The 26,784-nt window shown below is 46.4% G+C and carries 22 protein-coding genes; 9 read left to right on the top strand and 13 right to left on the bottom strand.

The window, feature by feature from the left end; all coding sequences use genetic code 11:
• Positions 1-43 precede the first annotated feature (43 nt).
• The 3 genes from hemG to R7070_RS19315 are packed head-to-tail and all read right to left on the bottom strand — an operon-like array spanning position 44 to position 2,708.
• On the bottom strand, positions 44-571 hold the full coding sequence (gene hemG, locus R7070_RS19325) for a menaquinone-dependent protoporphyrinogen IX dehydrogenase (protein ID WP_005378894.1): 528 nt from the start codon (positions 569-571) through the stop codon (positions 44-46).
• 9 nt (positions 572-580) lie between these two features.
• Positions 581-2,038 carry a TrkH family potassium uptake protein gene (locus tag R7070_RS19320; RefSeq protein ID WP_005378893.1) on the bottom strand — a complete coding sequence of 486 codons (1,458 nt, stop codon included), beginning with the start codon at positions 2,036-2,038 and terminating at the stop codon, positions 581-583.
• Positions 2,039-2,084: 46 nt separating this feature from the next.
• Entirely contained in the window at positions 2,085-2,708 is a 624-nt protein-coding gene (locus R7070_RS19315) for a YigZ family protein (RefSeq protein ID WP_005378891.1), read from the bottom strand.
• A 261-nt stretch (positions 2,709-2,969) separates the two neighbouring features.
• Between R7070_RS19315 and fadB the strand changes: the two genes are divergently transcribed.
• From fadB to R7070_RS19300, 3 genes are all read left to right on the top strand, one after another.
• Positions 2,970-5,141, top strand: coding sequence for a fatty acid oxidation complex subunit alpha FadB (gene fadB, locus R7070_RS19310; protein WP_262668200.1), 2,172 nt, complete (start codon positions 2,970-2,972; stop codon positions 5,139-5,141).
• Between the two features lie 14 nt (positions 5,142-5,155).
• Positions 5,156-6,331, top strand: coding sequence for an acetyl-CoA C-acyltransferase FadA (gene fadA, locus R7070_RS19305; RefSeq protein WP_256900658.1), 1,176 nt, complete (start codon positions 5,156-5,158; stop codon positions 6,329-6,331).
• Between the two features lie 250 nt (positions 6,332-6,581).
• Complete coding sequence (locus R7070_RS19300; protein ID WP_033906594.1) at positions 6,582-7,562, top strand: MDR family oxidoreductase; 981 nt, start codon at positions 6,582-6,584, stop codon at positions 7,560-7,562.
• A 52-nt stretch (positions 7,563-7,614) separates the two neighbouring features.
• Here R7070_RS19300 and R7070_RS19295 read toward each other — a convergent pair whose 3' ends face one another.
• Both R7070_RS19295 and R7070_RS19290 read right to left on the bottom strand, forming a co-directional pair.
• Entirely contained in the window at positions 7,615-8,559 is a 945-nt protein-coding gene (locus R7070_RS19295; protein WP_005378881.1) for a LysR family transcriptional regulator, read from the bottom strand.
• Positions 8,560-8,727: 168 nt separating this feature from the next.
• Entirely contained in the window at positions 8,728-8,910 is a 183-nt protein-coding gene (locus R7070_RS19290; RefSeq protein WP_005378880.1) for a hypothetical protein, read from the bottom strand.
• 133 nt (positions 8,911-9,043) lie between these two features.
• On the opposite strand from R7070_RS19290, the gene tusA reads away from it, so the two are divergent.
• Positions 9,044-9,292: a sulfurtransferase TusA gene (tusA, locus tag R7070_RS19285; RefSeq protein ID WP_005378879.1), complete on the top strand. Its 249-nt coding sequence runs from the start codon at positions 9,044-9,046 to the stop codon at positions 9,290-9,292.
• 44 nt (positions 9,293-9,336) lie between these two features.
• On the opposite strand, the gene R7070_RS19280 is transcribed toward tusA, so the two are convergent.
• A complete protein-coding gene (locus R7070_RS19280; protein ID WP_005378878.1) occupies positions 9,337-9,597 on the bottom strand; it encodes a hypothetical protein in 261 nt (86 codons plus the stop codon).
• Positions 9,598-9,757: 160 nt separating this feature from the next.
• A complete protein-coding gene (locus R7070_RS19275; RefSeq protein ID WP_005378877.1) occupies positions 9,758-10,312 on the bottom strand; it encodes a TMEM165/GDT1 family protein in 555 nt (184 codons plus the stop codon).
• Positions 10,313-10,796: 484 nt separating this feature from the next.
• Between R7070_RS19275 and glyQ the strand changes: the two genes are divergently transcribed.
• The 4 genes from glyQ (at position 10,797) to R7070_RS19255 (ending at position 17,579) form a co-directional block, all read left to right on the top strand.
• The gene (gene glyQ / locus R7070_RS19270; protein ID WP_005383818.1) at positions 10,797-11,714 is read left to right on the top strand and encodes a glycine--tRNA ligase subunit alpha; all 918 of its coding nucleotides are present in this window, start codon (positions 10,797-10,799) and stop codon (positions 11,712-11,714) included.
• Between the two features lie 13 nt (positions 11,715-11,727).
• Positions 11,728-13,794 carry a glycine--tRNA ligase subunit beta gene (gene glyS, locus R7070_RS19265; RefSeq protein ID WP_005378875.1) on the top strand — a complete coding sequence of 689 codons (2,067 nt, stop codon included), beginning with the start codon at positions 11,728-11,730 and terminating at the stop codon, positions 13,792-13,794.
• A gap of 217 nt (positions 13,795-14,011) precedes the next feature.
• Positions 14,012-16,096 carry an alpha-amylase gene (locus tag R7070_RS19260; RefSeq protein ID WP_213896502.1) on the top strand — a complete coding sequence of 695 codons (2,085 nt, stop codon included), beginning with the start codon at positions 14,012-14,014 and terminating at the stop codon, positions 16,094-16,096.
• Between the two features lie 229 nt (positions 16,097-16,325).
• Positions 16,326-17,579 (top strand): valine--pyruvate transaminase, encoded by a 1,254-nt coding sequence (locus R7070_RS19255; RefSeq protein WP_213896501.1) that lies wholly within the window; start codon positions 16,326-16,328, stop codon positions 17,577-17,579.
• A gap of 127 nt (positions 17,580-17,706) precedes the next feature.
• Here the strand turns inward: R7070_RS19255 and R7070_RS19250 are convergent, their stop codons facing one another.
• The 6 genes from R7070_RS19250 to dnaA form a co-directional block, all read right to left on the bottom strand.
• Positions 17,707-18,144, bottom strand: coding sequence for an Hsp20 family protein (locus R7070_RS19250; protein ID WP_005378857.1), 438 nt, complete (start codon positions 18,142-18,144; stop codon positions 17,707-17,709).
• A 533-nt stretch (positions 18,145-18,677) separates the two neighbouring features.
• Complete coding sequence (locus R7070_RS19245) at positions 18,678-19,094, bottom strand: GreA/GreB family elongation factor (RefSeq protein WP_213896500.1); 417 nt, start codon at positions 19,092-19,094, stop codon at positions 18,678-18,680.
• A 343-nt stretch (positions 19,095-19,437) separates the two neighbouring features.
• Positions 19,438-21,855: a DNA topoisomerase (ATP-hydrolyzing) subunit B gene (gyrB, locus tag R7070_RS19240; protein ID WP_005378841.1), complete on the bottom strand. Its 2,418-nt coding sequence runs from the start codon at positions 21,853-21,855 to the stop codon at positions 19,438-19,440.
• A gap of 13 nt (positions 21,856-21,868) precedes the next feature.
• Positions 21,869-22,948 carry a DNA replication/repair protein RecF gene (gene recF, locus R7070_RS19235; RefSeq protein WP_005378839.1) on the bottom strand — a complete coding sequence of 360 codons (1,080 nt, stop codon included), beginning with the start codon at positions 22,946-22,948 and terminating at the stop codon, positions 21,869-21,871.
• Positions 22,949-22,957: 9 nt separating this feature from the next.
• A complete protein-coding gene (gene dnaN / locus R7070_RS19230; RefSeq protein ID WP_005394106.1) occupies positions 22,958-24,058 on the bottom strand; it encodes a DNA polymerase III subunit beta in 1,101 nt (366 codons plus the stop codon).
• Positions 24,059-24,121: 63 nt separating this feature from the next.
• Positions 24,122-25,528, bottom strand: coding sequence for a chromosomal replication initiator protein DnaA (gene dnaA, locus R7070_RS19225; RefSeq protein WP_005378835.1), 1,407 nt, complete (start codon positions 25,526-25,528; stop codon positions 24,122-24,124).
• A gap of 412 nt (positions 25,529-25,940) precedes the next feature.
• On the opposite strand from dnaA, the gene R7070_RS19220 reads away from it, so the two are divergent.
• Positions 25,941-26,687: an amino acid ABC transporter substrate-binding protein gene (locus R7070_RS19220; RefSeq protein ID WP_005378831.1), complete on the top strand. Its 747-nt coding sequence runs from the start codon at positions 25,941-25,943 to the stop codon at positions 26,685-26,687.
• Positions 26,688-26,784: the final 97 nt, after the last annotated feature.

Below are 26,784 nucleotides of genomic sequence, written 5' to 3'. Positions count from 1 at the left end.
CGGATAAATTTGCATCAAAAGCGGTCAAAAGAGCACGTTATTTCTACAGTTCTCTAAATTTATCTGCGAAAAGAGCCACTTTTTCCCAATTGGTGTACTCCACCTCTTTGGTCGTATCGGTTTCGCCACCCGTCATCGACATAATGAACCTAATCATAGTTCTGTCGAACCAGCTATAACGTGGGTAATAAAGTGCACCAGCAAAAACACCGATTAGCGTTGGTTTCCAAGGCGACTTAATTAGGAACTTGCGAATGTAGGCACTACCTTCAGGTGTATCCTTTCCTTGGTCCTCTTTACGAGCGGTTAGGTTTACGCAGAAAAATGCCACTTTATTTTGCTCCAATTGATTGAGGTTTCGCTCAATAAACTGGTATAGCTTTTTATTAAGATGGCCATAGCGAATAGAGGCGCCTATCAATACTCTGTCGTATTGGCTGAAGTCAATCGTCTCGACATTATGTAAATCCACCAGCTCACAATCGAAATCTGGAAGTTGTTCATCTATATAGTGGAGAATTTTTTTAGTCTGCCCTTCGCGGGAAGAGTATAGAAATAATGCTTTTGCCACGATTTCCCCTTAGCTACGCCAAAACGTCGGCGTAAGTAGAATAAGTAAGGTAAAGATTTCCAAACGACCAAACAGCATAGAAACTATTAATACCCATTTTGCTTTGTCGTTAACATCACCAAAGTGAAGCGCCACTTCTCCCAAGCCAGGACCGAGGTTGTTCAGAGTCGCAGCCACCGCCGAGAACGCACTGAGCTCATCCATTCCTGTTGCTATCAACCCCAACATACAAACCACAAATACCAATGCGTATGCGGAGAAGAAACCCCAAACCGCATCGACAACACGTTGCGGTAGGGCACTGCCACCTACTTTGATGGTGTAAACCGCGCGTGGATGGACTAAACGTTTTAGTTCACGCGCACCTTGTAAGGTAAGAAGCAGGATACGGATCACTTTCATGCCGCCGCCTGTTGAACCAGCACAACCACCTATAAAGGAAGAGAACAATAACAGCACAGGTAAGAAGAGCGGCCAATCCGCAAAACCTGTTGTCGTAAAGCCCGCTGTTGTGGATATTGATACGGTTTGGAACAGAGCCTGATCGAAAGCATCGTATGTCGATGTGTAAGAGTGATGTTTCAGTAATAATAGAAAGCAAATGATAAATAGCAGCACTTGAATAAACAAGAAGGCGCGAAACTCAGGATCTTTCCAGTAATACTTGGGATGTACGCCACCTGATGCAAATGCAGCAAAGTGCAGTGTGTAATTACATGCAGATATAAGCAGAAAAACCACCGTAATCAGGTTAATCGCGTAACTATCAAAGTATCCGATGCTGGCATCGTGGGTAGAGAAGCCACCAATGGCAATGGTGGAAAAGCTGTGACTGATGGCATCAAATGGCGTCATACCAGCTAACCAAAAAGCCGAAGCACAGGCGATAGTCAGGCTCAAATAGATGTACCAAAGCGCCTTAGCAGTTTCTGCTATGCGCGGCGTCACTTTAGTATCCTTGACTGGACCTGGGATCTCGGCGCGGTAAAGCTGCATACCACCGATGCCAAGTACTGGCAAAATCGCCACCGCTAATACGATGATTCCCATACCGCCGAACCACTGCAGTAACTGTCGATAGAATAGAATCGCTTTAGGTAACTCATCCAAACCAACAATAACGGTCGCCCCGGTCGTCGTGAGAGCAGAAAACGATTCAAAAAACGCATCTGTCACTGAGACGTTCGGATTGTCAGCAATGAGAAAGGGGATCGAGCCTGCACTGCCAAGTACTGTCCAGAATAAGACGACAATAAGAAAGCCATCTCGAGCTTTAAGCTCGTGCTTATACCTGCGGTTTGGGTACCAACAAACGGCCCCACAAAACAGCAGAACAAAAAATGTCGTGACAAAAGGCACACCAGCACCATCTCGATAGATCAGCGCAACGAGTGCTGGCGCAAGCATAGTGACACTAAAGAGTGCGAGCAGTAGCCCGACGATTCGAATAATTGAACGAAATTGCATGGATAAATTGACTAGCGAAGCTGTCCCTGTTGCTTCCTGTTTTTCATTATTGTCCGTCTAGCGGAGTGACAATTGCCTTTGCCCCGCTTTTATTGATGATTGCTTGGGTAAACGCGCTCACTTCTCGAAGCTCAATTTCCACCACTAATACGACCTGATCGCTGTATTCAGCCTCGACTTCTATCGCACCAAATTGCGGCATGATTGATTGTGCGATAGGCATAAACCCATAGTCTAACGTTAGTCTGAGCTTTGTGGTTATTTTTTTCTCAATAGTTTGAAGCAGCTTGAGCGCTTGTTGAACCCCACCCCCATACGCTTTAACCAAGCCGCCTGTACCTAACTTGATTCCACCAGAGTATCGCGTGACCACAGCCGTGATCTCCCCCACCCCAGATCCAGACAGCTGCGCCAGGATTGGTTTGCCTGCCGTCCCTGAAGGTTCTCCATCATCACTAAAGCCCCACTTCATCGAATCTTCTGGTCGACCAGCAACAAAGCCCCAACAGTTATGTCTAGCATCAGCGTGTTTAGCTTTGATTTGATCAACAAATGCTTTTGCAGCTTCGATACTTGGCGTGTGTGCCAAATAAGTAATGAAGACGCTCTTTTTAATTTCTTCTTCAAATTGAGCGGGCTCTGCTGGAATCAGATAAGGCTTGTCATTCATAGGATTATGGATTCATGTCTATTTGCCTGAAGTCTATCACGAGTGTGATTTACCCGTCGCATAAGATCTGCCACAGCGCACAATGTTAAACACTTGTTTAAAAAATGTATTGAAATTAAACAATCCACGATCCAAACTAACTTTACTGGTCAAACCAGAACAAAAATAAAACGACTTCCTCGATACCTATTTGCCGAGGTACACGGCGTCGTTGAAATAGGTATACAGACAATCCACGATTGTATGTCATGGAGATAGACAATGATTTACCAAGCCGAAACCCTACAGGTAAAGGAAATACAAGATGGTATTGCAGAGCTAAGCTTCTGCTCTCCAAAATCCGTCAACAAACTCGACCTAGCGACATTAGAATCGCTAGATAAAGCTCTTGATGCGCTCATTGCCCATCAAGGCCTCAAGGGGTTGTTGCTCACTTCAGATAAAGACGCATTCATTGTAGGCGCAGACATTACCGAGTTTTTAGGTCTGTTTGCTAAAACGGATGCCGAGCTCGACCAATGGCTGCAATTTGCTAATAGCATCTTTAACAAATTAGAAGACTTACCCGTTCCGACCATCTCAGTGATCAAAGGCCACGCTCTTGGTGGCGGTTGTGAATGTGTGCTAGCAACAGACATGCGTATTGGTGACAAAACCACCAGCATCGGCCTACCAGAAACGAAACTGGGAATCATGCCTGGCTTTGGTGGTTGTGTACGCTTGCCTCGCGTTATTGGCGCAGACAGCGCAATGGAAATCATCACCCAAGGTAAAGCATGCCGAGCTGATGAAGCATTGAAAATTGGCTTACTCGATGCTGTTGTAGAGACTGATGCTTTATACGAATCAGCACTACAAACTCTTAACTCTGCAATTAACGAGACACTTGACTGGCAAGCACGCCGAGCACAGAAAACATCTCCGCTAACGCTGAGTAAGCTTGAATCAATGATGAGCTTCACCATGGCGAAGGGTCTGGTGGCACAAAAAGCAGGTCCTCACTACCCTGCCCCAATGACAGCCGTTATCACGATTGAAGAAGGTGCTCGCTTTGCACGTAATGAAGCGTTAGACATTGAACGTAAGCACTTCGTGAAATTGGCTAAATCGGAAGAAGCAAAATCACTCGTTGGCCTATTCCTTAATGATCAATACATCAAAGGCATTGCGAAAAAAGCAGCGAAGTCAGCAAGTAAAGACACGCAACGTGCAGCCGTATTAGGTGCAGGTATCATGGGTGGCGGCATTGCTTACCAATCAGCGCTAAAAGGTGTGCCAGTCTTAATGAAAGACATCGCGCAAGGGTCGCTCGACCTAGGCATGACTGAAGCATCTAAGCTGCTGAATAAACGCTTATCTCGCGGTCGCATTGATGGCTTTAAGATGGCGGGTATTTTAGCGTCAATCACACCGAGCTTACATTACGCAGGTATTGAAAACTCTGATGTGATTGTTGAAGCTGTCGTTGAAAACCCGAAAGTAAAAGCAGCAGTTTTAAGTGAAGTTGAATCCCATGTCGGTGACGACACCGTTATCACCTCAAACACCTCAACGATTCCTATCAACCTATTGGCAAAATCACTAAAACGCCCAGAAAACTTCTGTGGTATGCACTTCTTCAACCCAGTGCATCGTATGCCTCTTGTTGAGATCATCCGTGGTGAGCACACCTCTGATGAAACCATCAATCGTGTTGTGGCGTATGCTGCGAAAATGGGCAAATCACCAATTGTCGTTAATGACTGCCCAGGGTTCTTCGTTAACCGCGTATTGTTCCCATACTTTGGCGGCTTCAGCATGCTACTTCGTGATGGTGCTGACTTTACGAAAATCGACAAAGTCATGGAGCGTAAGTTTGGCTGGCCGATGGGACCGGCGTACTTGCTTGACGTAGTCGGCATTGATACCGCGCACCACGCACAAGCTGTGATGGCTGACGGTTTCCCTGAGCGTATGGGTAAACAAGGTCGTGATGCGATTGATGCACTGTTCGAAGCAGACAAATATGGTCAGAAAAATGGTAATGGCTTCTACAGCTACACCATAGATAAAAAAGGTAAGCCGAAGAAAACCTTCTCCGAAGCGATCTTACCGGTACTTGCTGACGTTTGTGCCGATAAGCAGGACTTTGACGATCAGACCATCATTCAACGTATGATGATTCCAATGATCAACGAAGTGGTGCTGTGCCTACAAGAAGGCATCATCGCAACTCCGCAGGAAGCAGATATGGCATTGGTTTATGGTCTTGGTTTCCCTCCATTCCGCGGTGGCGTATTCCGCTATCTAGACAGCGTGGGTATTGCTGAATACGTTGAAATGGCAAAACAACACGCCGAGCTAGGTGCGATGTACCAAGTACCGCAAATGCTGATTGATATGGCGGCGAAAGGTGAAAGCTTTTACGGTGCACAACAGCAAGGTTCTATCTAAGGAGGGATTCTAAAATGACTAATCAAACAAGAAATGTTGTCGTAGTCGATTGTCTACGTACTCCAATGGGTCGCTCTAAAGGTGGTGCTTTCCGTCATACACGAGCAGAAGATCTATCTGCGCGCCTAATGAAAGGCATTCTTGCGCGTAACCCACAAGTGAACCCAAGCGAGATTGAAGACATCTACTGGGGCTGTGTACAGCAAACACTAGAGCAAGGCTTTAACGTTGCACGTAATGCGGCGCTGCTTGCTGGTCTGCCGATTGAAATTGGCGCCGTGACGGTGAACCGCTTGTGTGGCTCATCAATGCAAGCGCTTCACGACGGTACACGTGCCATCATGACTGGCGATGCTGAAATCTGCCTAATTGGTGGTGTTGAGCACATGGGGCATGTGCCAATGAACCACGGTGTAGACTTTCACCCAGGTATGTCAAAGAACGTAGCAAAAGCTGCGGGCATGATGGGCTTAACGGCTGAAATGCTTGGTAAATTACATGGTATTAGCCGTGAGCAACAAGACGAGTTTGCCGCTCGCTCTCACACTCGTGCGCACGCAGCAACCGTAGAGGGTCGTTTTAAAAACGAAATTCTACCAATTGAAGGCCACGCAGCAGACGGCACACTGTTCACTCTGGATTACGACGAAGTGATTCGCCCTGAAACATCCATTGAAGGTCTATCTCAACTTCGCCCAGTGTTCGACCCTGCAAACGGTACAGTAACAGCCGGTACATCATCGGCTCTGTCCGATGGTGCATCAGCGATGTTGATCATGAGCGAAGAGAAAGCCAATGAGCTTGGCTTGAATATTCGTGCACGTATTAAAGGCATGGCCATTGCGGGCTGCGATCCTTCTATTATGGGTTACGGTCCTGTACCTGCGACGAAAAAAGCGCTCAAGCGTGCCGGTCTTTCAATTGAAGACATGGATGTGGTTGAGCTAAACGAAGCATTTGCCGCGCAGTCTCTGCCGTGTGCTAAAGACTTAGGCCTGCTTGATGTTATGGATGAGAAGGTCAACCTTAACGGTGGTGCGATAGCATTGGGTCATCCACTAGGCTGTTCTGGTTCACGTATCTCAACAACGTTAATCAACCTAATGGAAGCGAAAGACGCGAAATACGGTCTGGCCACCATGTGTATCGGTTTGGGTCAGGGCATTGCGACAGTATTTGAACGACCATAACAGTTCAAGACGTTGTTGTAGTGATCGAGCCAACAATCATAAGCAAATGAACTAGTACTAAAATTTTTAGTATTACACTTAAGGGCGACAATTGATGTCGCCCTTTGTTTTACATCAAACATGCATGAAGAGCATACATTAAATGCTCAAGTTTCATTTTATTCATAGACAAAGAAGACATACACTTAGACCAGTTGATATCTTGCTGCATGTGACCCAGAGTCATGCTACCGCACAATCGGAGAACCTTATGTTTAATGCTCTAGTTCTAAATCAAGAAGACAAACGTACTATCGCTAACATCGAGCAAATCGATGAAACACAACTGCCTGAAGGCGACGTTCTGATTGACGTTGATTACTCATCGTTAAACTACAAAGACGGTCTTGCGATCACAGGTAAAGGTAAAATCATCCGTAACTTCCCGATGGTGCCAGGTATTGACCTAGCAGGTACGGTAGTAAGCTCAGAAGACGGCCGCTACCAAGCTGGTGACAAAGTTGTCCTTACTGGCTGGGGCGTGGGTGAAAACCACTGGGGTGGTATGTCTCAGCGTGCTCGTCTAAAAGCGGATTGGCTAGTACCACTACCAAAAGGTCTAGACAGCAAGAAAGCAATGATGGTTGGTACTGCTGGCTTCACTGGTATGCTGTGTGTTCAAGCACTGCTTGATGCAGGCATCAAACCTGAAAATGGCGAAATCCTAGTAACTGGCGCAAGTGGCGGTGTAGGCTCAGTCGCAGTAACGCTTCTAGCACAGCTTGGCTACAAAGTTGCTGCAGTGACAGGTCGTGTAGAGAAAAACGGCCCGCTACTTGAAAAACTAGGTGCTAGCCGCATCATCGACCGTACTGAATTTGAAGAACCAGCACGTCCACTTGAAAAGCAAGTATGGGCAGGTGCGGTTGATACTGTAGGCAGCAAAGTACTAGCAAAAGTATTGGCGCAAATGGATTACAACAGTGCAGTCGCAGCTTGTGGTCTTGCTGGTGGTTTTGATCTACCAACCACAGTGATGCCGTTCATCCTACGTAATGTTCGCCTACAAGGTGTGGACTCAGTAATGTGCCCAACAGAGAAACGTATCGCAGCATGGGAAAAGCTGGTCGAGCTACTACCAGACAGCTACTTCGAGCAAGCGTGTACTGAAGTTGCTCTTGCTGAAGCACCGAAATATGCAGAAGACATCACCAACGGTCAAGTAACGGGTCGTGTGGTTATCAAGCTATAAACACTGACTCAGTGTAAACAGACGAAGAGCCGGCATTGCTGGCTCTTTTTTGTTAGCAGTTCAGTCCCATATCTTCGATACGTTTAGCTATCAGACGGCTACACTCTTCACGCACAATCGTTCTTAACCATTCTTGAGCGGGAGAATGCTCGCAACGCGCATGCCAAATCATCGAGTATTCAAACGGCGTGAATTGGAATGGTAACGGTTTCACCACCAAGTCATAACGCTCGGCAACCAGATACGCCAAGTCCGCTGGCACTGTGATGATAATTGGCAAGGTATCCATGATCGCCAATGCGGCTTCTAAATGATAAGCCCGCAGAACCATTTTACGCTTAGGTTTCTCCATCAAAGCTTGTTCGATCAGTGCCTTAACACCATCACTGATGGCGATCATGGCATGTGGATGACTCAGATAATCATCCAAGCTCATTTCTTTATCCGCTAATGGATGCTGTTTTGAAAGCATACACAGCACCCCCACTCGCCCCAACACTTCACTGCGTAGAGGCTCCACCGGGCCAGTCGGACGACAAATCGCTAAGTCTGCACCTTCATAAGTGAGCTGATCTGATAAACGGTCGTGTTGCAGTGGTAAGAAGTTGAAAGACACGTTTGGCGCTTCTTGGTAAATTCTCGGCAAAGCGAACGGTAAGATCGTTTGCATGGCATAGTCGGTGGTCACGATGTTGAAAGTCTGTACGCATTGCAATGGGTCAAACTCAACCGGAGATAACAACTGACGTAAAGACTCTAATGGCTCGCCCAATGAGCGATCGATCTCTAACGCTTTCTGAGTTGGGATCAAATGCTGTCCCTGACGAGTAAACAGCGGGTCTCCCAACAAGTCACGTAGACGACCAAGCACACGACTCATTGCCGATTGACTCAAGTTCAGACGTGTTGCCGCCTTACTGACACTGTTTTCTTCTATCAGTACTCGCAACGCAACCAGTAAATTTAAATCTCGGCGATAGATGTCTTCCAGTTCCACGAATTAGCCACTTATTTTGTATGTGTTTGGGTAAATTGTACTCTTTAGGCAAAAAAAATCCCGCCTTTCAGCGGGGAAGCCCAAGAAAAATGGGGATAGTGTCGGAATGAAGTGTCGGTAAAAAATAGGTGAGCGTTATTAAAAGCATTCTGATCCAAGCAAGAAGCGCTAATTTTCTTGCTCAGATGCGCCAGACCATCTGCGCATCTCGATCCAAATCCCAATAATAGTGGCAACCATGCCTACTAGAGGCGTCAAAGAGGTGTCAGCTGGCGTCCTGAGTACCAATGCACAAAACGAGATAAAACACAGCACTGAGTAAATCGTAAGTCTGTCTAACGCTGTTAACATTGCCTCTCCCTTGCCAGTTGTTACCAAATTGTTAATTTAAGGTAAAACAAAAAATTCGGTTTGCCAAGTGGTTATTGAATATTTTTTCAACGAAAGTAAAATTCAACGCTCAGTTAGTTACGAGAATCACACTATGAGCTTTAATCCTGAACTGGCAAACAAGACATTAGAGGCGGAAGGACTGCGCTGCCCAGAGCCAGTGATGATGGTCAGGAAGACAATTCGCAACATGCAAGATGGTGAGATTTTGCTGGTCAAAGCAGACGATCCATCCACAACTCGAGACATTCCGAGTTTCTGCCGCTTTATGGACCACCAATTAGTTGCGGCACAAACGGAGCAAGTTCCGTATCAGTACCTGATCAAGAAAGGATTGGAATAATCTGGTCGAACTAAAAACGGCAGCCTATATTGGCTGCCGTTTGTTTATTCGTCGTATTCGAGTGTGCGAACTTCTGATTGGAGCTTGTTAAGTTGTTTCTTCATTGCCCGCATCTCTTCATGCATAGGAATGATGTGAGCGACACGAATCCACGCTTCTACTGTCAATCCAGTAAGAACGAACGATCCTGCTACAATCGGTAACCACATATCAGTTAGCACCATCGCTAGTAAACACAGCGCTAAACCAAAAGTGAATAAATAACTCTGACTCTTCGGGGACATCCCCATGTAACGTGTAAGCATAAACTTGCCCTCTCGCTATCATTCACACCATTAAACTACCATGACAAGTATGACACTTATATGTCATCCGTCACGCAACGGAACGATTTAGAGTCAGAGTTTGAACTCGCGCAGCACGCCACTAATGATTGATAACTCACATAATTTCACGTGCAAAAAATCAGAACAGTGCAGCCCCTATTGCCAGAGCAATAAACAAAAATGCGGTAATTTTACGGATCAGCCCTAAAGGCATCTTGTCGGCCGACAATTTACCAATCAGGACCACAGGTACATTCGCCAGCAGCATACCGATTGTGGTACCGATAATCACCAAACTTAACGCATCCGCGTATTGCGCCCCTAAGATGGAAGTGGCGATCTGAGTTTTATCGCCTATCTCCGCAACGAAGAACGCGATAAAGCTGGCAATAAATGGGCCTCGATTAGAAATCTGCTCGTCATCATCCAGTTTGTCCGGGATCAGAACCCAAGCCGCCATCGCGACAAAACTGACCACCAGCACCCACTTTAAAATCTCAGGTGATAGATAGTCTGCGACAACCACACCTAACCATGCAGCCAAAGCGTGGTTGGCAATAGTTGCCAAAAAGATTGCTGCAATAATTGGGATTGGTTTTCGGTAACGACTTGCGAGTAATAGAGATAGCAATTGGGTCTTATCGCCAATTTCTGCTAACGCTACAGTAGTAATTGAAATAGCTAAAACGCTCACGACATGCTCATTGGGGCAGGGATTATTATTTTTAACCGAAGACAAACCTCACGCCCCTACCCCGGTTCGTGATGATTTGTCTAAGGTCTTGCTAAACTTGAAAGGCTTCAAGTCTCGAACGCCATGGTGATTTTGCACCAATTATGTTGACGGACGAACCAGATGAAACAGAAACTTCATCAGGTAAGCTACTCCCCAAAGACAGGCGCAATTCTAGCCACCTTTGTTGCGCTTCTCAAGAGCCAAAGCAGGCAAAAACTCCCTTTTAGGAAAAATACAGCAGATAACGCGGTAAAAATTCATTAAAGGAGAAAATCGCCCACGAATTAATCAAGATTAGCTCTACTCCCATGCTCAATATCTGGTTATACTAGATTGTTAATTTATTCAACCGTAATTACTCTTTATCGCCGTTGTTAGAGTTGAAAAACTCGGCATAGATGACGAATTAACGAGTAACAAGAGAATCGCGCGAACCTGACTTATGCAAAAATACGATATCAAAACCTTCCAGGGAATGATCCTCGCGCTGCAGGATTATTGGGCTCAAAATGGTTGTACCATTGTTCAACCGCTAGATATGGAAGTGGGTGCGGGTACCTCTCACCCAATGACCTGTCTACGAGCGCTTGGCCCAGAGCCAATGTCGACAGCTTACGTACAACCTTCACGTCGTCCTACTGATGGCCGTTACGGTGAAAACCCTAACCGTCTTCAGCACTACTACCAATTCCAAGTAGCGCTAAAACCATCGCCTGACAATATTCAAGAGTTGTACCTTGGCTCCCTTGAAGTTCTTGGTATTGACCCTCTTGTACACGACATCCGTTTCGTAGAAGACAACTGGGAAAACCCAACACTAGGCGCATGGGGTCTGGGCTGGGAAGTTTGGCTAAACGGCATGGAAGTGACCCAGTTTACTTACTTCCAGCAAGTTGGTGGTCTTGAGTGTAAACCAGTAACTGGTGAAATCACTTACGGTATCGAACGTCTAGCAATGTACATCCAAGAAGTAGACTCTGTTTACGACCTAGTTTGGAACATCGCACCAGACGGCAGCAAAGTGACTTACGGTGACATCTTCCACCAAAATGAAGTAGAGCAATCGACTTACAACTTCGAGCACGCAGACGTTGAATTCCTATTTGGCTTCTTCGAACAGTGTGAAAAAGAGTGTAAAGAGCTACTTGAGCTTGAAAAGCCACTCCCACTACCTGCTTACGAGCGCATCCTAAAAGCCGGTCACGCATTCAACCTACTAGACGCACGTAAAGCGATCTCAGTAACTGAACGCCAACGTTACATCCTACGCATCCGCAACCTGACTAAAGCAGTTGCAGAAGCATACTACGCATCGCGTGAAGCTCTTGGCTTCCCAATGTGTAAGAAAGAACAAGCGTAAGGGGTAGAGTAACATGGCAAAAGAATTTCTAATCGAGCTAGGTACAGAAGAGCTACCACCAACGCAACTTCGCACTCTAGCTGAAGCATTCGCAGCAAACTTCGAAGCAGAACTAAAAGGCGCTGAGCTTGCTCACGAGGGCGTGAAATGGTTCGCGGCACCTCGTCGTCTTGCACTTAAAGTCGCAGCACTAGCAGACAGCCAGTCTGACAAAGTTGTTGAAAAGCGTGGCCCTGCGGTTTCTGCAGCGTTTGACGCGGAAGGCAACCCAACAAAAGCAGCTCAAGGCTGGGCACGCGGTTGTGGCATCACGGTTGACCAAGCAGAACGCATGGTTACAGACAAAGGTGAATGGCTACTGTTCAAACAAGAAGTGAAAGGTCAGCCAACGTCTGAGATCGTCGTTGAACTTGCAGCGAAAGCACTAGCAAACCTACCTATCGCAAAACCAATGCGCTGGGGTAACAAAACGACTCAATTTATCCGTCCAGTTAAGACGCTAACCATGCTAATGGGCAGCGATCTAATCGAAGGCGAGATCCTTGGTGTCGCTTCAGACCGCACTATCCGTGGTCACCGCTTCATGGGTGAGCAAGAGTTCACTATCGATTCTGCTGAACAATACCCTGCGATCCTAGAAGAGCGCGGTAAAGTAATGGCAGATTACGAAGCGCGTAAAGCAATCATCCTAGCTGACGCACAAAAAGCGGCAGCAGCGGTTGGCGGTATCGCTGACCTAGAAGATGACCTAGTAGAAGAAGTAACGTCTCTGGTTGAATGGCCAGTGGTACTAACAGCGAAGTTTGAAGAAGAGTTCCTAAAAGTGCCTTCTGAAGCGTTGGTATACACCATGAAAGGTGATCAAAAATACTTCCCTGTTTACGATGAAAACAAGAAGCTACTACCTAACTTCATCTTCGTATCGAACATCGAATCAAAAGAGCCTCGTTACGTAATCGAAGGTAACGAGAAAGTAGTTCGCCCTCGTCTTGCAGACGCAGAGTTCTTCTTCAACACAGACCGTAAGCGTCCGCTTATCGACCGTCTGCCAGAACTAGAACAAGCGATCTTCCAAAAGCAACTGGGTACGATCAAAGACAAAACAGACCGCATCACTGAACTTGCTGGCTACATTGCTGAGCAAATCGGTGCTGACGTTGAGAAATCAAAGCGTGCTGGTCTACTAGCAAAATGTGACCTAATGACCTCAATGGTATTCGAATTCACGGATACTCAAGGTGTTATGGGTATGCACTATGCTCGCCACGACGGTGAAGCAGAAGAAGTTGCAGTCGCACTGAACGAGCAATACATGCCTCGTTTCGCAGGTGATGAACTGCCATCTAACGGCGTTTCAACTGCAGTTGCAATGGCAGACAAGCTAGACACTATCGTCGGTATCTTCGGTATTGGTCAAGCGCCTAAAGGCAGCGACCCATTCGCACTACGCCGCGCATCTCTAGGTGTACTACGTATCATCGTTGAATACGGCTACAACCTAGATCTTGTTGACCTAGTAGCGAAAGCGAAGTCACTGTTTGGCGACCGCCTAACCAACGACAACGTTGAACAAGACGTTATCGAGTTCATGCTTGGTCGTTTCCGTGCTTGGTACCAAGACGAAGGCTTCAGCGTAGACATCATTCAAGCGGTTCTAGCGCGTCGCCCGACGAAACCAGCAGACTTCGATCAACGAGTTAAAGCGGTTTCTCACTTCCGTGAACTAGAAGCAGCTGAGTCTCTAGCAGCAGCGAACAAACGTGTAGGTAACATCCTAGCGAAATTCGACGGCGAACTAGCAGCAGACATCGACCTAGCACTTCTACAAGAAGACGCAGAGAAAGCACTAGCAGAAAGCGTTGAAGTAATGACGGAAGCGCTAGAGCCAGCATTTGCTACAGGTAACTACCAAGAAGCCCTAAGCAAGCTAGCTGACCTACGTGAACCAGTTGATGCGTTCTTTGATAACGTAATGGTAATGGCAGACGACGAAGCACTTAAGAAGAACCGTCTGACACTACTGAACAACCTGCGTAACCTGTTCCTACAGATCGCAGACATTTCTTTGCTTCAAAAGTAATTCATTACTCTTCGAAGTGATTAAGAAATAACTAAAAGGGAAGCAGATGCTTCCCTTTTTTGTTGCCTTCAAACCGATGAAGGTGACGCTTATTATTCATTTTGTGAACAAGACTAAAATTTGTAGGGTGAGACGCGTTTAACTTGTTGGTGTAGAGCTCGGATTGTAGAGGCACAGTTTTGCTATAACTGGACTGTTTATTCGGGGGAAGGACACAATGAAAAAAACAATTCTCGCACTCTCTATCGGTCTACTGAGCGCCTGCAGCCAGATACCAGAAAATGCCATCGTATTAAACGTTGGTGATGACACTGCTGTTTTTGAGGAAAACTCACAAGGCTTACTTGTCGCTGAGCAAAAACTCGAAAAAGGCAGCTACACCTTTACCATTGCCGACAGTAATCAAAGCTGTGGCAGTAGCTTTGCCTTAGCAGAAGAAGATCGCATCAAATTCAATCGTCCATTAAAAATGGATAACTGCGCCACTGACGCACAAATGCCGCTGCGCATCTTCAAAGCCAATACCTATCAATTTACGCTCAATCCAACCACCAATGAGCTGACGGTAAAAATCAAACCAAAACAGAGTCAGGACATCACCTACTCTTGCCCTGTCGCAACTGACACGCCAAAAACCATCAACGTTGCCCAAACCTTTAATGATGGCACTGTCGTTCGTGATGCCTTAACCGGACAAGAAACCACTGTCGCCAATGGCAGCGTCACCATGCAACCGGGTCCTATGAGCCAAGGTCTATTGCTGCTAGAAGAAGTTGAACAGCAAGCCGACAAACCGTTCAGTTGGGACAATGCGACGGTGTACTTCGTCATGACCGACCGCTTCTACAATGGCAACCCAGACAACGACAACAGCTACGGTCGCAGCAAAGACGGAAAATATGAGATTGGTACCTTCCACGGTGGTGACTTAGCGGGTCTAACGAAAAAACTCGATTACATCGAATCACTTGGTGTGAATGCTATCTGGATAACCTCACCACTGGAACAAATCCACGGCTGGGTTGGCGGCGGCGATAAAGGCGACTTTAAGCACTACGGCTACCACGGCTACTACCATCAAGACTGGACCAAGCTTGATGCCAACATGGGTACCGAAGATGAACTCAGAACCTTCGTCGATACCGCCCACAAGAAAGGTATCCGCGTGATTTGGGATGTGGTCATGAACCACACAGGTTATGCGACATTAGCAGACATGCAGGAATTCGGATTTGGTCAGCTTTACCTTGATGACCAAGAAGCCAAAGAAGTCCTTGGTGAAAAATGGACCGACTGGCAGCCAAAATCAGGACAAAGCTGGCACAGCTTCAACGACTACATCAAATACGGTGATAGCGAAGCGTGGGATAAATGGTGGGGCAAAGATTGGATCCGCACCGATATTGGCGACTACGATGCTCCGGGCTACAACGACATCACCATGTCTTTGAACTACCTACCGGATCTCAAAACCGAATCAACTCAGAAAACCGGATTACCAAACTTCTTCCGCAATAAAGACACCAATGCGCAAGATGAGCTGCAAACCCCACGTGAACACCTGATTACCTGGTTATCCGATTGGGTGCGCGACTATGGCATTGACGGCTTCCGTGTCGACACCGCTAAACACGTTAAAATGGAAGCGTGGGCAGAGTTGAAAGCCAGCACCACCCAAGCGCTTGCTCAATGGAAACAAAACAACCCGGACAAAGCCTTGGATGACCTACCTTTCTGGATGACAGGTGAAGTATGGGCACACAGCGTGGTGAAAAGCCCATATTTCGATAACGGCTTCGACTCCATCATCAACTTCGAGTTCCAATCTGATGTAGCACCAAAAGCGCTGAAGTGTTTCGCTCAACTTGATAATGATTACCGCCGTTATGCAGAACGCATCAATACCGATCCTGAGTTCAATGTGTTGAGCTACCTGTCTTCACACGATACACAGCTGTTTTGGTCGGCTCGCAGCCGCAGTTTTGATGACCAAGCTCGTGCCGCGAATGCACTGATGCTGGCTCCCGGTGCAGTACAGATCTATTACGGTGATGAGATAGCTCGTGATTTTGGCATTACTGGTTCAGACACCCACCAAGGCACACGCTCAGATATGCCATGGGATAAGATTCATGGCGAGCGAGAAGATCTACTGCAACATTGGCAAAAGTTGGGCGAATTCCGTAAACGCCACCCAGCGGTAGCTCAAGGTAAGCACATCACTCGCAACCAAGAAGGTTACTACGCGTTCGAACGCCAATACCAAGACGACAAGGTGCTGATTGTTTACACCGGTGAGTAAATCACACTCTCTCCACCAGCAAGGGAAGCATAAGCTTCCCTTTTTTATTGTTCTTTTTGCCATTTAGTCTCGTCCCTCTGGTCTGATGACGCACTTTTTTCTTTTTCGGCTTAATTCACACTTTGCGTTAATTACACATTGAGGTAAGGTCAAGGATTACTCGATAAGCCGATAAAACATCGGCATAAACATACACAAAGCAATCACAATGAATTAGGTATAAGTCAGCATGCAGTTCTCAAAGTTTGGTGAAAAATTTAATCAGTATTCAGGTATTACGCAGTTAATGGACGATTTGAATGATGGTCTGCGCACACCAGGTGCCATCATGCTCGGTGGAGGTAATCCTGCCGCCATTCCTGCCATGCTCGATTACTTTCACCAAGCCAGTGAGGAAATGCTCGCCAGTGGGGAGCTCGTCGCCGCCCTCGCCAACTACGATGGCCCGCAGGGTAAAGACGCGTTCGTCAAAGCGCTAGCTCAGTTATTCCGTGAAACTTACGGCTGGGATATTTCCGAAAAGAACATCAGCCTAACTAACGGTAGCCAGAGTGGCTTCTTCTACTTGTTCAACTTGTTGGCAGGTAAACAGCCAGACGGTTCGCACAAGAAAGTGCTACTGCCTATCGCGCCTGAATACATCGGTTATGGTGATGCTGGCATTGATGAAGATATCTTTATCTCTTACCACCCAGAAATCGAGCTGTTAGATAACGGCCTGTTTAAATACCACGTCGATTTTGAGCAACTCGCCGTCGACGACTCTGTTGCGGCAATCTGCGCGTCTCGCCCAACTAACCCAACGGGTAATGTACTGACAGATGAAGAAGTACGTAAGCTGGACAAGCTAGCACGTGAGAACAACATCCCACTGATCATCGATAACGCCTACGGTCTACCTTTCCCGAACATCATCTTTGAAGATGTCGAACCGTTCTGGAATGAAAACACCATCCTATGCATGAGCCTATCTAAGCTTGGTTTACCGGGCGTGCGTTGTGGCATTGTGATTGCGAGTGAAGAAATCACTCAAGCGTTAACCAATATGAACGGCATCATCAGCCTAGCGCCGGGCAGTGTTGGTCCAGCGCTGGCAAACCATATAATTGGCAAAGGCGATCTGCTTAAACTGAGTTCAGAGGTGATTAAGCCGTTCTACAAGCAAAAATCACAACGTGCGGTTGAACTGCTCCAACAAGCAATTACCGATGAGCGATTCCGCATCCACAAGCCGGAAGGCGCTATCTTCTTGTGGTTATGGTTTGATGAACTGCCAATCACAACAATGGAACTGTACCAACGCTTGAAAGCGCGTGGCGTATTGATTGTCCCTGGTGAATATTTCTTTATTGGTCAGCAAGACGAGTGGGATCACGCGCACCAATGCCTGCGTATGAACTACGTTCAAGATGATGAGGTGATGCAAAAAGGCATTGAGATTATCGCTGAAGAAGTGGAAAAGGCTTACCGCGAAGGTAAATAGACGGATTGAACTCAGCCGTTCTTCTCTTTGAAATTACAGCTTTAAAATAGCGGATTTGAAAACCCCCAAACTAAAAAGAGCGCCCATATGGCGCTCTTTCTCATTCTATAACCGGGTGGTTAACTGATTAGTTGTTCTCAATCAGGTTGTTGCCACCGATAGCAATCTTACGTGGTTGCATGGCTTCAGGGATTTCACGAACTAAATCGATATGAAGCAGACCGTTTTCCATTGATGCACCCACGACTTTTACGTAATCCGCTAGCTGGAATTTACGTTCAAAATCACGTTCTGCAATACCTTGGTAAACGTAGTTTTTGCCTTCTTCTGCTTTACGTTCGCCCTTCACAATCAACATGTTTTCGTTTTGAGTCAGATCGAGCTGTTCTTCAGCAAAGCCAGCAACGGCCATAGTAATACGGTAGTTGTGCTCGTCTTTTTGCTCAATGTTGTATGGAGGGTAACCGCCAGAAGTATTTTTCGCTGTATTCGCTTCCATCAGGTTTAGCAGACGATCAAAGCCAATTGCATTACGGTATAGTGGTGAGAAATCTACATTACGCATAAATCTATCCTCTTAATTAAGCAATAGTCTTAGTTCAGATGAGTTTCATCCTACTGGCGTGTTTATGCAAAAACCAACGCCGAACTAAGAGATTCTTATCATTCCACTGGCCTTGGTTTGGCTCGGAGACATGATATTGAATCTAAAGGTTTAAGTTGTGTGCTAAAACGCCATATCCTCTTCTGAGCGATCTCGTTTTAGCGATTTCAGAGGGCTGGTCTTCTAGTCTCTAGCAAGCCAGTCACCCTCTTCACAACTAGATATAAGGTCGTCAAAAATGACTTTCAAGGGAAAAAATAAAAAATTTTTAAAGCATCCACTATCCCCTTGAACAGCTTAGTTCCTCATCACTTCGCGATCAGTGATAAACAGCCCGCCGCTCTGGAGGGCTCAGTCTACACTTTACTTGCGGGAGGATTTACGCGCTTTTACAACGCCCTTTTCTGCCGCCTTTTCCTGCTTTAGTTTGCGCTTTTCTTTTAGACTCAACTGCGGTTGTTTCTTTTCTTTCTTACTCATGACTTCACCTCTATTTATTGGCACAACAGACAACCACACAGCATTTTCTGAGCTGCTGGCTGCGATTGATGAACAATTTCAGTAATCACAAAGCAGCGTCGCTGATTAAAAATTTCCACTTCGAGCGCATCATTTTTAGCTCGACCTAACAGTCGAGATCCCAAATAAGAATCGACCGCGAGCATACCTGTCATGGGTTGCCCTTTGCGCGAGCTGACCAATGTCATGCGATATTGATAGGCGCGTTCAACATCCACTAAGCGAACCGTGTCACCAACCGCAATACGAGCTCGGTTACGGCAATGGGCTTGTTGCTCGCAGATTTCAAATAGCGATAACAACCTTAGTGGTGATTGATAGGTTAAAAAGCGACTGGTTAACCACCAAGTTCGCAGCGCCAAGCAGTACGCTGAGAACCAGCGTTCAAACATGATTATTTCCTTCTTAATGCCTTGTCTTACAAATAAATTCAGTGCATTGAACCGGAAGTGCATCACTTCCGGCTTAGTACAGGAAAGTCATCACCATTTTCTTAGTCTCCTTATTCATCAGCTCTTCAGCACTATAGCGAGCAGAAAAAAGAAAGCAAAAACGCTCAAGCGAACAAAATGGCGAGAAAAAAAGAAAACAGAAATAAAATGGCAGGCTTGATCGGGTTGTTGGCAGTTAGTACCAGAAAAACATCAGCTTTGGCAGAAAGTGGCGATTTTAGCTGGTGGTAAAACAAAAAAAGCAGCGATTTCTCGCTGCTTTTTACTATCACGAACAGTGTCGTTATACGTCTAGGTTCGCTACTTTCAGTGCGTTCTCTTCGATGAAGTTACGACGAGGTTCTACTTGGTCACCCATTAGCGTAGTGAACAGTTGATCTGCGCCTACCGCATCTTCAATCGTTACCTGCATCATACGACGAGTTTCTGGGTCCATGGTGGTTTCCCAAAGTTGGTCTGGGTTCATCTCACCTAGACCTTTGTAGCGCTGACGGCTTAAGCCACGCATAGACTCTTTCACTAACCAGTCAAGCGCTTCTGCAAAGTTTGCCACTGGCATAGTACGCTCACCACGTTTGATGTACGCGCCTTCTTCCAGAAGTCCATCAAGTGCTTCTGATAGATCAGCCAACTTGCCGTACTCTTTCGAGTTTAGGAAGTCGATGCTAATTGCATGTTCGTGCGTCACGCCGTGAGTACGAACCACAATCTTAGGCAAGTTTAAGCCTAGCTCTTCGTGCTGCTCAACTTCGTAGCTGTACTGGCTTGCACCCACTTCTTTCGCATTCAGCTGTTCAATAAGCTGCTTCGTCCAAGCTTCCACAACTGATGCGTCATGGCATTGCTCTGGCGTTAGGCGAGGAGTGTAAATCAACTCGTTTACCAAAGCACTTGGGTAGCGACGGCTCATACGTTCCGCAAGTTTAATACCCGCATTGTACTGTTGAACAAGCTTCTCTAGTGCTTCACCAGCCAATGCTGGTGCTTCTGCGTTTACGTGTAGCGATGCATTGTCCAGAGCCAATGATACTTGGTATTGGTTCATCGCTTCTTCATCTTTGATGTACTGCTCTTGTTTGCCTTTTTTCACTTTGTATAGTGGTGGCTGAGCGATGTACACATAGCCACGCTCAATAAGCTCTGGCATTTGACGGTAGAAGAAGGTCAACAGTAGCGTACGGATGTGCGAACCATCGACATCGGCATCGGTCATGATGATGATGTTGTGGTAACGAAGCTTGTCCGGGTTGTACTCGTCACGACCGATACCACAACCTAGTGCGGTGATCAGTGTTGCTACTTCTTGAGAAGATAGCATCTTGTCGAAACGTGCTTTTTCTACGTTAAGAATCTTACCTTTTAGCGGTAGGATTGCTTGGTTCTTACGGTTACGGCCTTGTTTTGCGGAGCCGCCTGCCGAATCACCCTCCACTATGTATAGTTCAGAGAGTGCCGGATCTTTTTCCTGACAGTCTGCAAGTTTACCTGGAAGGCCAGCTAGGTCTAGTGCACCTTTACGGCGCGTCATTTCACGAGCTTTACGCGCTGCTTCACGAGCACGTGCTGCATCGATGATTTTCGAACAAACCATCTTCGCTTCTGTCGGGTTCTCAATCAAGAACTCAGACAGTTTTTCACCCATTGCAGACTCAACAGCTGATTTCACTTCAGAAGAAACCAGTTTGTCTTTTGTTTGGCTTGAGAACTTAGGATCAGGCACTTTCACCGAAACAACCGCAGTTAGACCTTCACGCGCATCGTCGCCTGAAGTCGCTGTTTTCGCTTTCTTCGAGAAACCTTCTTTATCCATAAAGCTGTTCAATGTACGTGTTAGCGCAGCACGGAAACCAGCAAGGTGAGTACCACCATCACGCTGTGGGATATTGTTGGTAAAGCAGAAGATGTTCTCTTGGAAACCATCGTTCCATTGCATCGCCACTTCAACTGAAATGCCGTCTTCACGCTCAGAGTTAAAGTGGAAGATTTTTTCGATGATTGGCGTTTTGTTGGTGTTTAGGTGATCAACGAACGCTTGAATACCACCTTCATACATGAAGTGATCATGTTTGTCCGCTTCACGTTCATCAACCAATTTGATCGACACACCAGAGTTCAGGAATGACAGTTCACGCAGGCGTTTCGCCAGAATGTCATAGTGGAACTCAGTGTTAGAGAACGTCTCGGCACTTGGCCAGAAACGAATTTGTGTACCGGTTTTATCCGTATCACCCACAACGGCTAGTGGCGCTTGAGGCTCACCATGGCGGTAGGTTTGCGTATGGATATGGCCACCACGATGAATCGTTAGCTCAACTTTCTCTGATAGTGCGTTTACTACTGAAACACCTACCCCGTGAAGACCACCCGATACTTTGTATGAGTTATCGTCGAACTTACCACCCGCGTGAAGAACCGTCATAATTACTTCTGCTGCAGAGACATTTTCCTCTGAGTGGATTTCTGTTGGAATGCCACGACCATCATCGCTAACGGAAACCGAGTTATCCTCATGAATTGTCACAACGATGTCTTTACAGTGACCTGCCAACGCTTCATCAATTGAGTTATCCACCACCTCGAAAACCATGTGGTGAAGGCCGGTGCCGTCGTCCGTATCGCCGATGTACATTCCTGGACGCTTACGTACCGCATCCAGACCCTTCAGTACCTTAATACTCGATGAATCGTAATTTTCAGACATGAGTTTCTCTCTTCTAGTTTGACTCTATCCTGCCATGTTCCACATGAAACAATTTACCGTTATCGTCCAACATATCGGCGATTTGGCTTTCAGTGATAGAGCTTACAAATACTTGTGCGCCCGTCTCTTTTAAGCAGTCAGCAAGACGCTTGCGACGTTGGCTATCTAATTCCGACGCGAAGTCATCAATTAGGTAAATGCATTGTTTACCGGCCATCTCTGTCAGGTGTTGCCCTTGCGCGACACGCAATGCACACACCATGAGTTTTAATTGACCGCGTGACAGAACATCTTCAACGGGCGTTCCGTTCACTTTAATGCGCAAATCAGCTTTGTTTGGGCCACTAAAGGTGTATCCCAAAGCCTGATCACGCTCAAAATTCTTTTCTAGTATCTCGTGGTATGGAGTGTCTTTATCCCAGCCACGATAATACTTCAATTGGATCTCAAATTCTGGCAAAAATGTCTGACAGATAGTTTCTGCGACGGTTTTCATCTGCTCGATGTAACTTGCTCGCCATTGGCTGATGTTTTCAGCCAATCCTGCCATTTCCTGATCCCAATAACTGAGCTCACGATAACTATTGGCGGTTTTCAACAACGCGTTGCGCTGCTTGTTCAGGCGCTTGAACCTTCCCCATGCTTGATAAAAAGCGGGCTCGGTATGAAACACGCCCCAATCAATAAACGCACGACGATGTTTAGGGCCATCTGTCAGTAAATCAAACCCTTCTGGGTGTATCAACTGCAGAGGCAGAACTTGTGCCAACTGCGCTAATTTTTGTCCAGATTGACCGCCTATTTTAACCTCTGTTGAGCCATCACGCTGCTTATTAATGCCGATAGGTAGCTCAAATTGATCCGAGTTCAAAAAACGACCATGAACAAACAGTTCGTCACACTCATTTTGTATCACTCGTCCGGTGAGAGAGCTCTTGAATGAGCGGCCATGCCCGAGCAGATAAACCGCTTCTAAGACACTGGTTTTACCGCTGCCGTTCGGCCCGATAAGAAAGTTAAAGCCTGCTGATAACTCAATATCACAGGCTTTAATGTTTCGAAACTGCTGAATGATGAGACGAGAAAGAGGCATTCAGTTGGCTTATAGACGAATTGGCATCACCACGTACATGGCACTGTCATCGTCGGCATTTTCAATCAACGCGCTAGCGTTAGCATCCGACATCGACACACGTACATTTTCACAACGCAACGTGTTCAGAACATCAAGCACATAGCTTACGTTAAAGCCGATTTCGATGGCGTCACCTTCAAAGGTTACATCAAGCATCTCTTCCGCTTCTTCTTGTTCTGGGTTATTCGCGGTTATGCGCATTTCAGTATCAGCCAGATTCACTCGCACGCCACGGAATTTTTCGTTGGAAAGAATCGCAGCACGAGAGAAGGCTTGGCGCAACTCGTCACAACTTGCTATTAGTGTCTTATTGGTGCTCTGAGGCAATACACGGCGGTAGTCAGGGAAACGACCATCAACCAACTTAGAGGTAAAAGTAAAGTTATTCACCTCAGCACGAACATTGGAGCTACCGATCTGAAGTACTACGGGCTGCTCTGGCGCATCCATCAACTTTACTAATTCTTGCACACCTTTGCGTGGCACGATGATTTGCTTCTGCGCAAAGTCCGCACCTAGCTGAGTTTGCGATACCGCCATACGGTGGCCGTCCGTCGCCACGCTGCGTAGCGTGGTGCCGTCAATTTCAAACAACATGCCGTTGAGGTAGTAACGAACGTCTTGATTCGCCATCGAGAACTGAGTTTTGTCGATCAGCGTACGTAAATCAGCTTGGCTCAGTGATACTTCCACTTCACTTTGCCAGTCTTCAATATTAGGGAAATCGTTCGCAGGAAGCGTTGCCAGCGAGAAACGGCTGCGACCAGAGCGAACTTGTACGCGATCACCTTCTAATACAAATGTGATGATCGCATCGTCCGGTAAACCACGGCAGATATCGAGAAACTTACGCGAAGGAACGGTAATGCTGCCCGCTTCAAAATCACCTTCTAGCGTCACTTTGCTTACTAACTCTACTTCAAGATCGGTTGCCGTCATCGACAATACGTTCTCTTCTACTTTAAGAAGTAGGTTACCCAGGATTGGCAGAGTTGGTCGGCCACCTAAAGCGCCCGAAACCTGCTGTAGCGGTTTGATTAAATGACTACGTTCAATGGTAAATTTCATGCTTGGCTCTTTACGCTGTCAGCTCAATAAATGATTTGCTTAGAATACCGTTATTCTAACCGATTACGAAGACAGGGTGCGAATCAAGTTAGAGTAATCTTCTTTAATGTCGTGGCTCTCTTCACGCAGCTGCTCAATCTTGCGACAAGCATGAAGTACGGTCGTATGATCGCGGCCCCCAAACGCATCGCCAATTTCAGGCAAGCTATGGTTGGTTAGTTCTTTTGCTAACGCCATAGCCAGCTGACGAGGACGCGCTACAGAACGAGAACGACGCTTAGACAGCAAGTCCGCTACTTTAATCTTGTAGTATTCCGCCACGGTCTTTTGAATGTTATCGATCGTCACAAGCTTCTCTTGTAGAGCAAGCAGATCGCGCAGCGCTTCACGAACAAAATCAATCGTAATTGGACGGCCAGTAAAGTTCGCGTTCGCAATAACACGGTTCAGTGCACCTTCGAGCTCACGAACGTTCGAACGCAGACGCTTGGCAATGAAGAATGCCACTTCATCAGCAAGGTGGATTTGGTGATCTTCAGCTTTTTTCATCAAGATCGCCACACGCGTTTCAAGCTCAGGCGGCTCGATCGCAACAGTAAGACCCCAACCAAAGCGAGATTTAAGACGATCTTCAACGCCATTAATTTCTTTAGGATAACGGTCAGACGTTAGAATGATCTGCTGATTACCTTCCAATAGTGCGTTGAAGGTATGGAAGAATTCTTCTTGTGAACGTTCTTTATTAGCAAAGAATTGGATGTCATCGATAAGGAGCGCATCCACGCTGCGGTAGTAGCGTTTGAATTCTTCAATCGCATTGTTTTGCAGCGCTTTTACCATGTCTTGCACAAAACGTTCTGAGTGCATGTAGACCACTTTTGCGTTCGGGTTGTTATCCACAATCGCGTTGCCCACCGCATGCAACAAGTGCGTTTTACCCAAGCCCGTGCCGCCGTATAGGAACAGCGGGTTGTATGCTGCACCAGGATTATCCGATACCTGACGCGCCGCAGCCAAACCCAGTTGGTTCGACTTACCTTCAACAAAGTTATCGAACTTGTGTTTTGGGTTCATGTTTGAGCGGTGATTGATAGCCGCAATCGCTTGAGCGTCGTCATCCCAGGTTTTGTGTACTGGCTTACGCGCCTGTAATTGCGCAGGTGCAGATGACTCGGCAGCCACATCTGCAGGCGTACGTGTCGGCGCTGGTTTTGGTGCAGAGACAGGTCGGCTCCCCACTTCAAAACGTAAGTTAGGAATATCGCCACCGCAGTATTCCTGCAGTAAGCGAGTAATATTGTTCAGATACTTATCACGCACCCAGTCCAACACGAAGCGGTTTGGCGCGAATAGAGTGAGAGTATTGTCATTGAGCTCCGCTTGTAGCGGACGAACCCACATGCTGAATTCTGTAGCTGGTAGCTCTTCTTGAAGCTGCTGCAAACATTGCAGCCAAAGCGAAGATGACACGGTGCCCCCACTGAGTAATTGAATTATCGGAAAAGACTGGCAATTTTACCTGTTGATAACCAAGATCGCCAGCGATTGATCGACGATCCAGTGAATAAGATCCAAGTTATTCACAATTATTTCTGCAAACTTGATGAGATCAACACACCTTGCCCCAAATTTGCCCACACAACGATCCACAATTGGGCAAAGTTCACAAGATCGAGCGATTGGTGATAAGTCTGTGTATTATTTTATTCCCAATGCTGATTTTGTCGATCATTTCGCTAGGTTCAGTTCGCATTTTCGTCACATTTAACATTCTTCTTCTATTATCTAATAACTCACAGGTCTAGGTTATTGCTCTTGGTTATTTATTTAATTGAGCTAACTAACAGTAGTATTTCCAACCATAAAATTATGGAGATGTATTATGAAAAACTGGATTAAGGTTGCCGTTGCAGCCATTGCACTGTCGGCAGCAACCGTACAAGCCGCTACTGAAGTCAAAGTTGGTATGTCAGGTCGCTACTTCCCGTTTACTTTTGTAAAGCAAGACAAGCTACAAGGCTTTGAAGTCGACATGTGGGATGAAATCGGTAAACGTAACGATTACAAAATCGAATACGTAACAGCCAACTTCTCTGGTTTATTTGGTCTTTTAGAAACTGGTCGTATCGATACGATCTCCAACCAAATCACCATGACTGATGAGCGTAAAGCTAAATACCTATTTGCTGACCCTTACGTTGTAGATGGCGCACAAATTACCGTGCGTAAAGGCAACGACAGCATCAAAGGTGTTGACGATCTTGCGGGCAAAACCGTTGCGGTGAACCTAGGCTCTAACTTTGAGCAACTGCTGCGTCAATACGACAAAGACGGCAAGATCAACATTAAAACGTACGACACAGGTATCGAACATGACGTGGCGCTCGGTCGTGCAGACGCGTTTGTAATGGATCGTCTTTCTGCGTTAGAGCTGATTAAGAAAACTGGCCTTCCTCTGGAATTGGCAGGCGAACCGTTTGAGACCATTCAAAACGCATGGCCTTTCGTTGACAACGAGAAAGGTCGTAAGCTGCAAGAAGAAGTAAACAAAGCACTGGCTGAGATGCGCGCAGATGGTACAGTAGAGAAAATTTCCGTGAAGTGGTTTGGCGCTGACATCACGAAATAAGAACTCTTTGTACTTTAGGCCGCAAAGTGGTATCACTCTCGGACTAAAATAAACTTACGTAAAGGTGGAACTTGTTTTCCACCTTTTCTTTTCTCTA

The organism is Vibrio sp. 1557 (assembly GCF_033340175.1).
Classification (GTDB): domain Bacteria; phylum Pseudomonadota; class Gammaproteobacteria; order Enterobacterales; family Vibrionaceae; genus Vibrio; species Vibrio alginolyticus.
The sequence above is the reverse complement of the archived record's forward strand: the minus strand, read 5'-3'. Positions and strand labels throughout refer to the sequence as shown.

Excerpts from the sequence above, each read along its gene's own strand:
- R7070_RS19250 (WP_005378857.1), bottom strand. The coding sequence starts at position 18,144 with ATGCGTAATGTAGATTTCTCACCACTATACCGTAATGCAATTGGCTTT.
- fadA (WP_256900658.1), top strand. The coding sequence starts at position 5,156 with ATGACTAATCAAACAAGAAATGTTGTCGTAGTCGATTGTCTACGTACT.
- R7070_RS19290 (WP_005378880.1), bottom strand. The coding sequence starts at position 8,910 with ATGTTAACAGCGTTAGACAGACTTACGATTTACTCAGTGCTGTGTTTT.
- R7070_RS19315 (WP_005378891.1), bottom strand. The coding sequence starts at position 2,708 with ATGAATGACAAGCCTTATCTGATTCCAGCAGAGCCCGCTCAATTTGAA.
- R7070_RS19260 (WP_213896502.1), top strand. The coding sequence starts at position 14,012 with ATGAAAAAAACAATTCTCGCACTCTCTATCGGTCTACTGAGCGCCTGC.
- R7070_RS19245 (WP_213896500.1), bottom strand. The coding sequence starts at position 19,094 with ATGTTTGAACGCTGGTTCTCAGCGTACTGCTTGGCGCTGCGAACTTGG.
- recF (WP_005378839.1), bottom strand. The coding sequence starts at position 22,948 with ATGCCTCTTTCTCGTCTCATCATTCAGCAGTTTCGAAACATTAAAGCC.
- glyS (WP_005378875.1), top strand. The coding sequence starts at position 11,728 with ATGGCAAAAGAATTTCTAATCGAGCTAGGTACAGAAGAGCTACCACCA.
- R7070_RS19320 (WP_005378893.1), bottom strand. The coding sequence starts at position 2,038 with ATGCAATTTCGTTCAATTATTCGAATCGTCGGGCTACTGCTCGCACTC.
- tusA (WP_005378879.1), top strand. The coding sequence starts at position 9,044 with ATGAGCTTTAATCCTGAACTGGCAAACAAGACATTAGAGGCGGAAGGA.
- dnaN (WP_005394106.1), bottom strand. The coding sequence starts at position 24,058 with ATGAAATTTACCATTGAACGTAGTCATTTAATCAAACCGCTACAGCAG.
- fadB (WP_262668200.1), top strand. The coding sequence starts at position 2,970 with ATGATTTACCAAGCCGAAACCCTACAGGTAAAGGAAATACAAGATGGT.
- R7070_RS19255 (WP_213896501.1), top strand. The coding sequence starts at position 16,326 with ATGCAGTTCTCAAAGTTTGGTGAAAAATTTAATCAGTATTCAGGTATT.
- R7070_RS19300 (WP_033906594.1), top strand. The coding sequence starts at position 6,582 with ATGTTTAATGCTCTAGTTCTAAATCAAGAAGACAAACGTACTATCGCT.
- R7070_RS19280 (WP_005378878.1), bottom strand. The coding sequence starts at position 9,597 with ATGCTTACACGTTACATGGGGATGTCCCCGAAGAGTCAGAGTTATTTA.
- R7070_RS19220 (WP_005378831.1), top strand. The coding sequence starts at position 25,941 with ATGAAAAACTGGATTAAGGTTGCCGTTGCAGCCATTGCACTGTCGGCA.
- glyQ (WP_005383818.1), top strand. The coding sequence starts at position 10,797 with ATGCAAAAATACGATATCAAAACCTTCCAGGGAATGATCCTCGCGCTG.
- gyrB (WP_005378841.1), bottom strand. The coding sequence starts at position 21,855 with ATGTCTGAAAATTACGATTCATCGAGTATTAAGGTACTGAAGGGTCTG.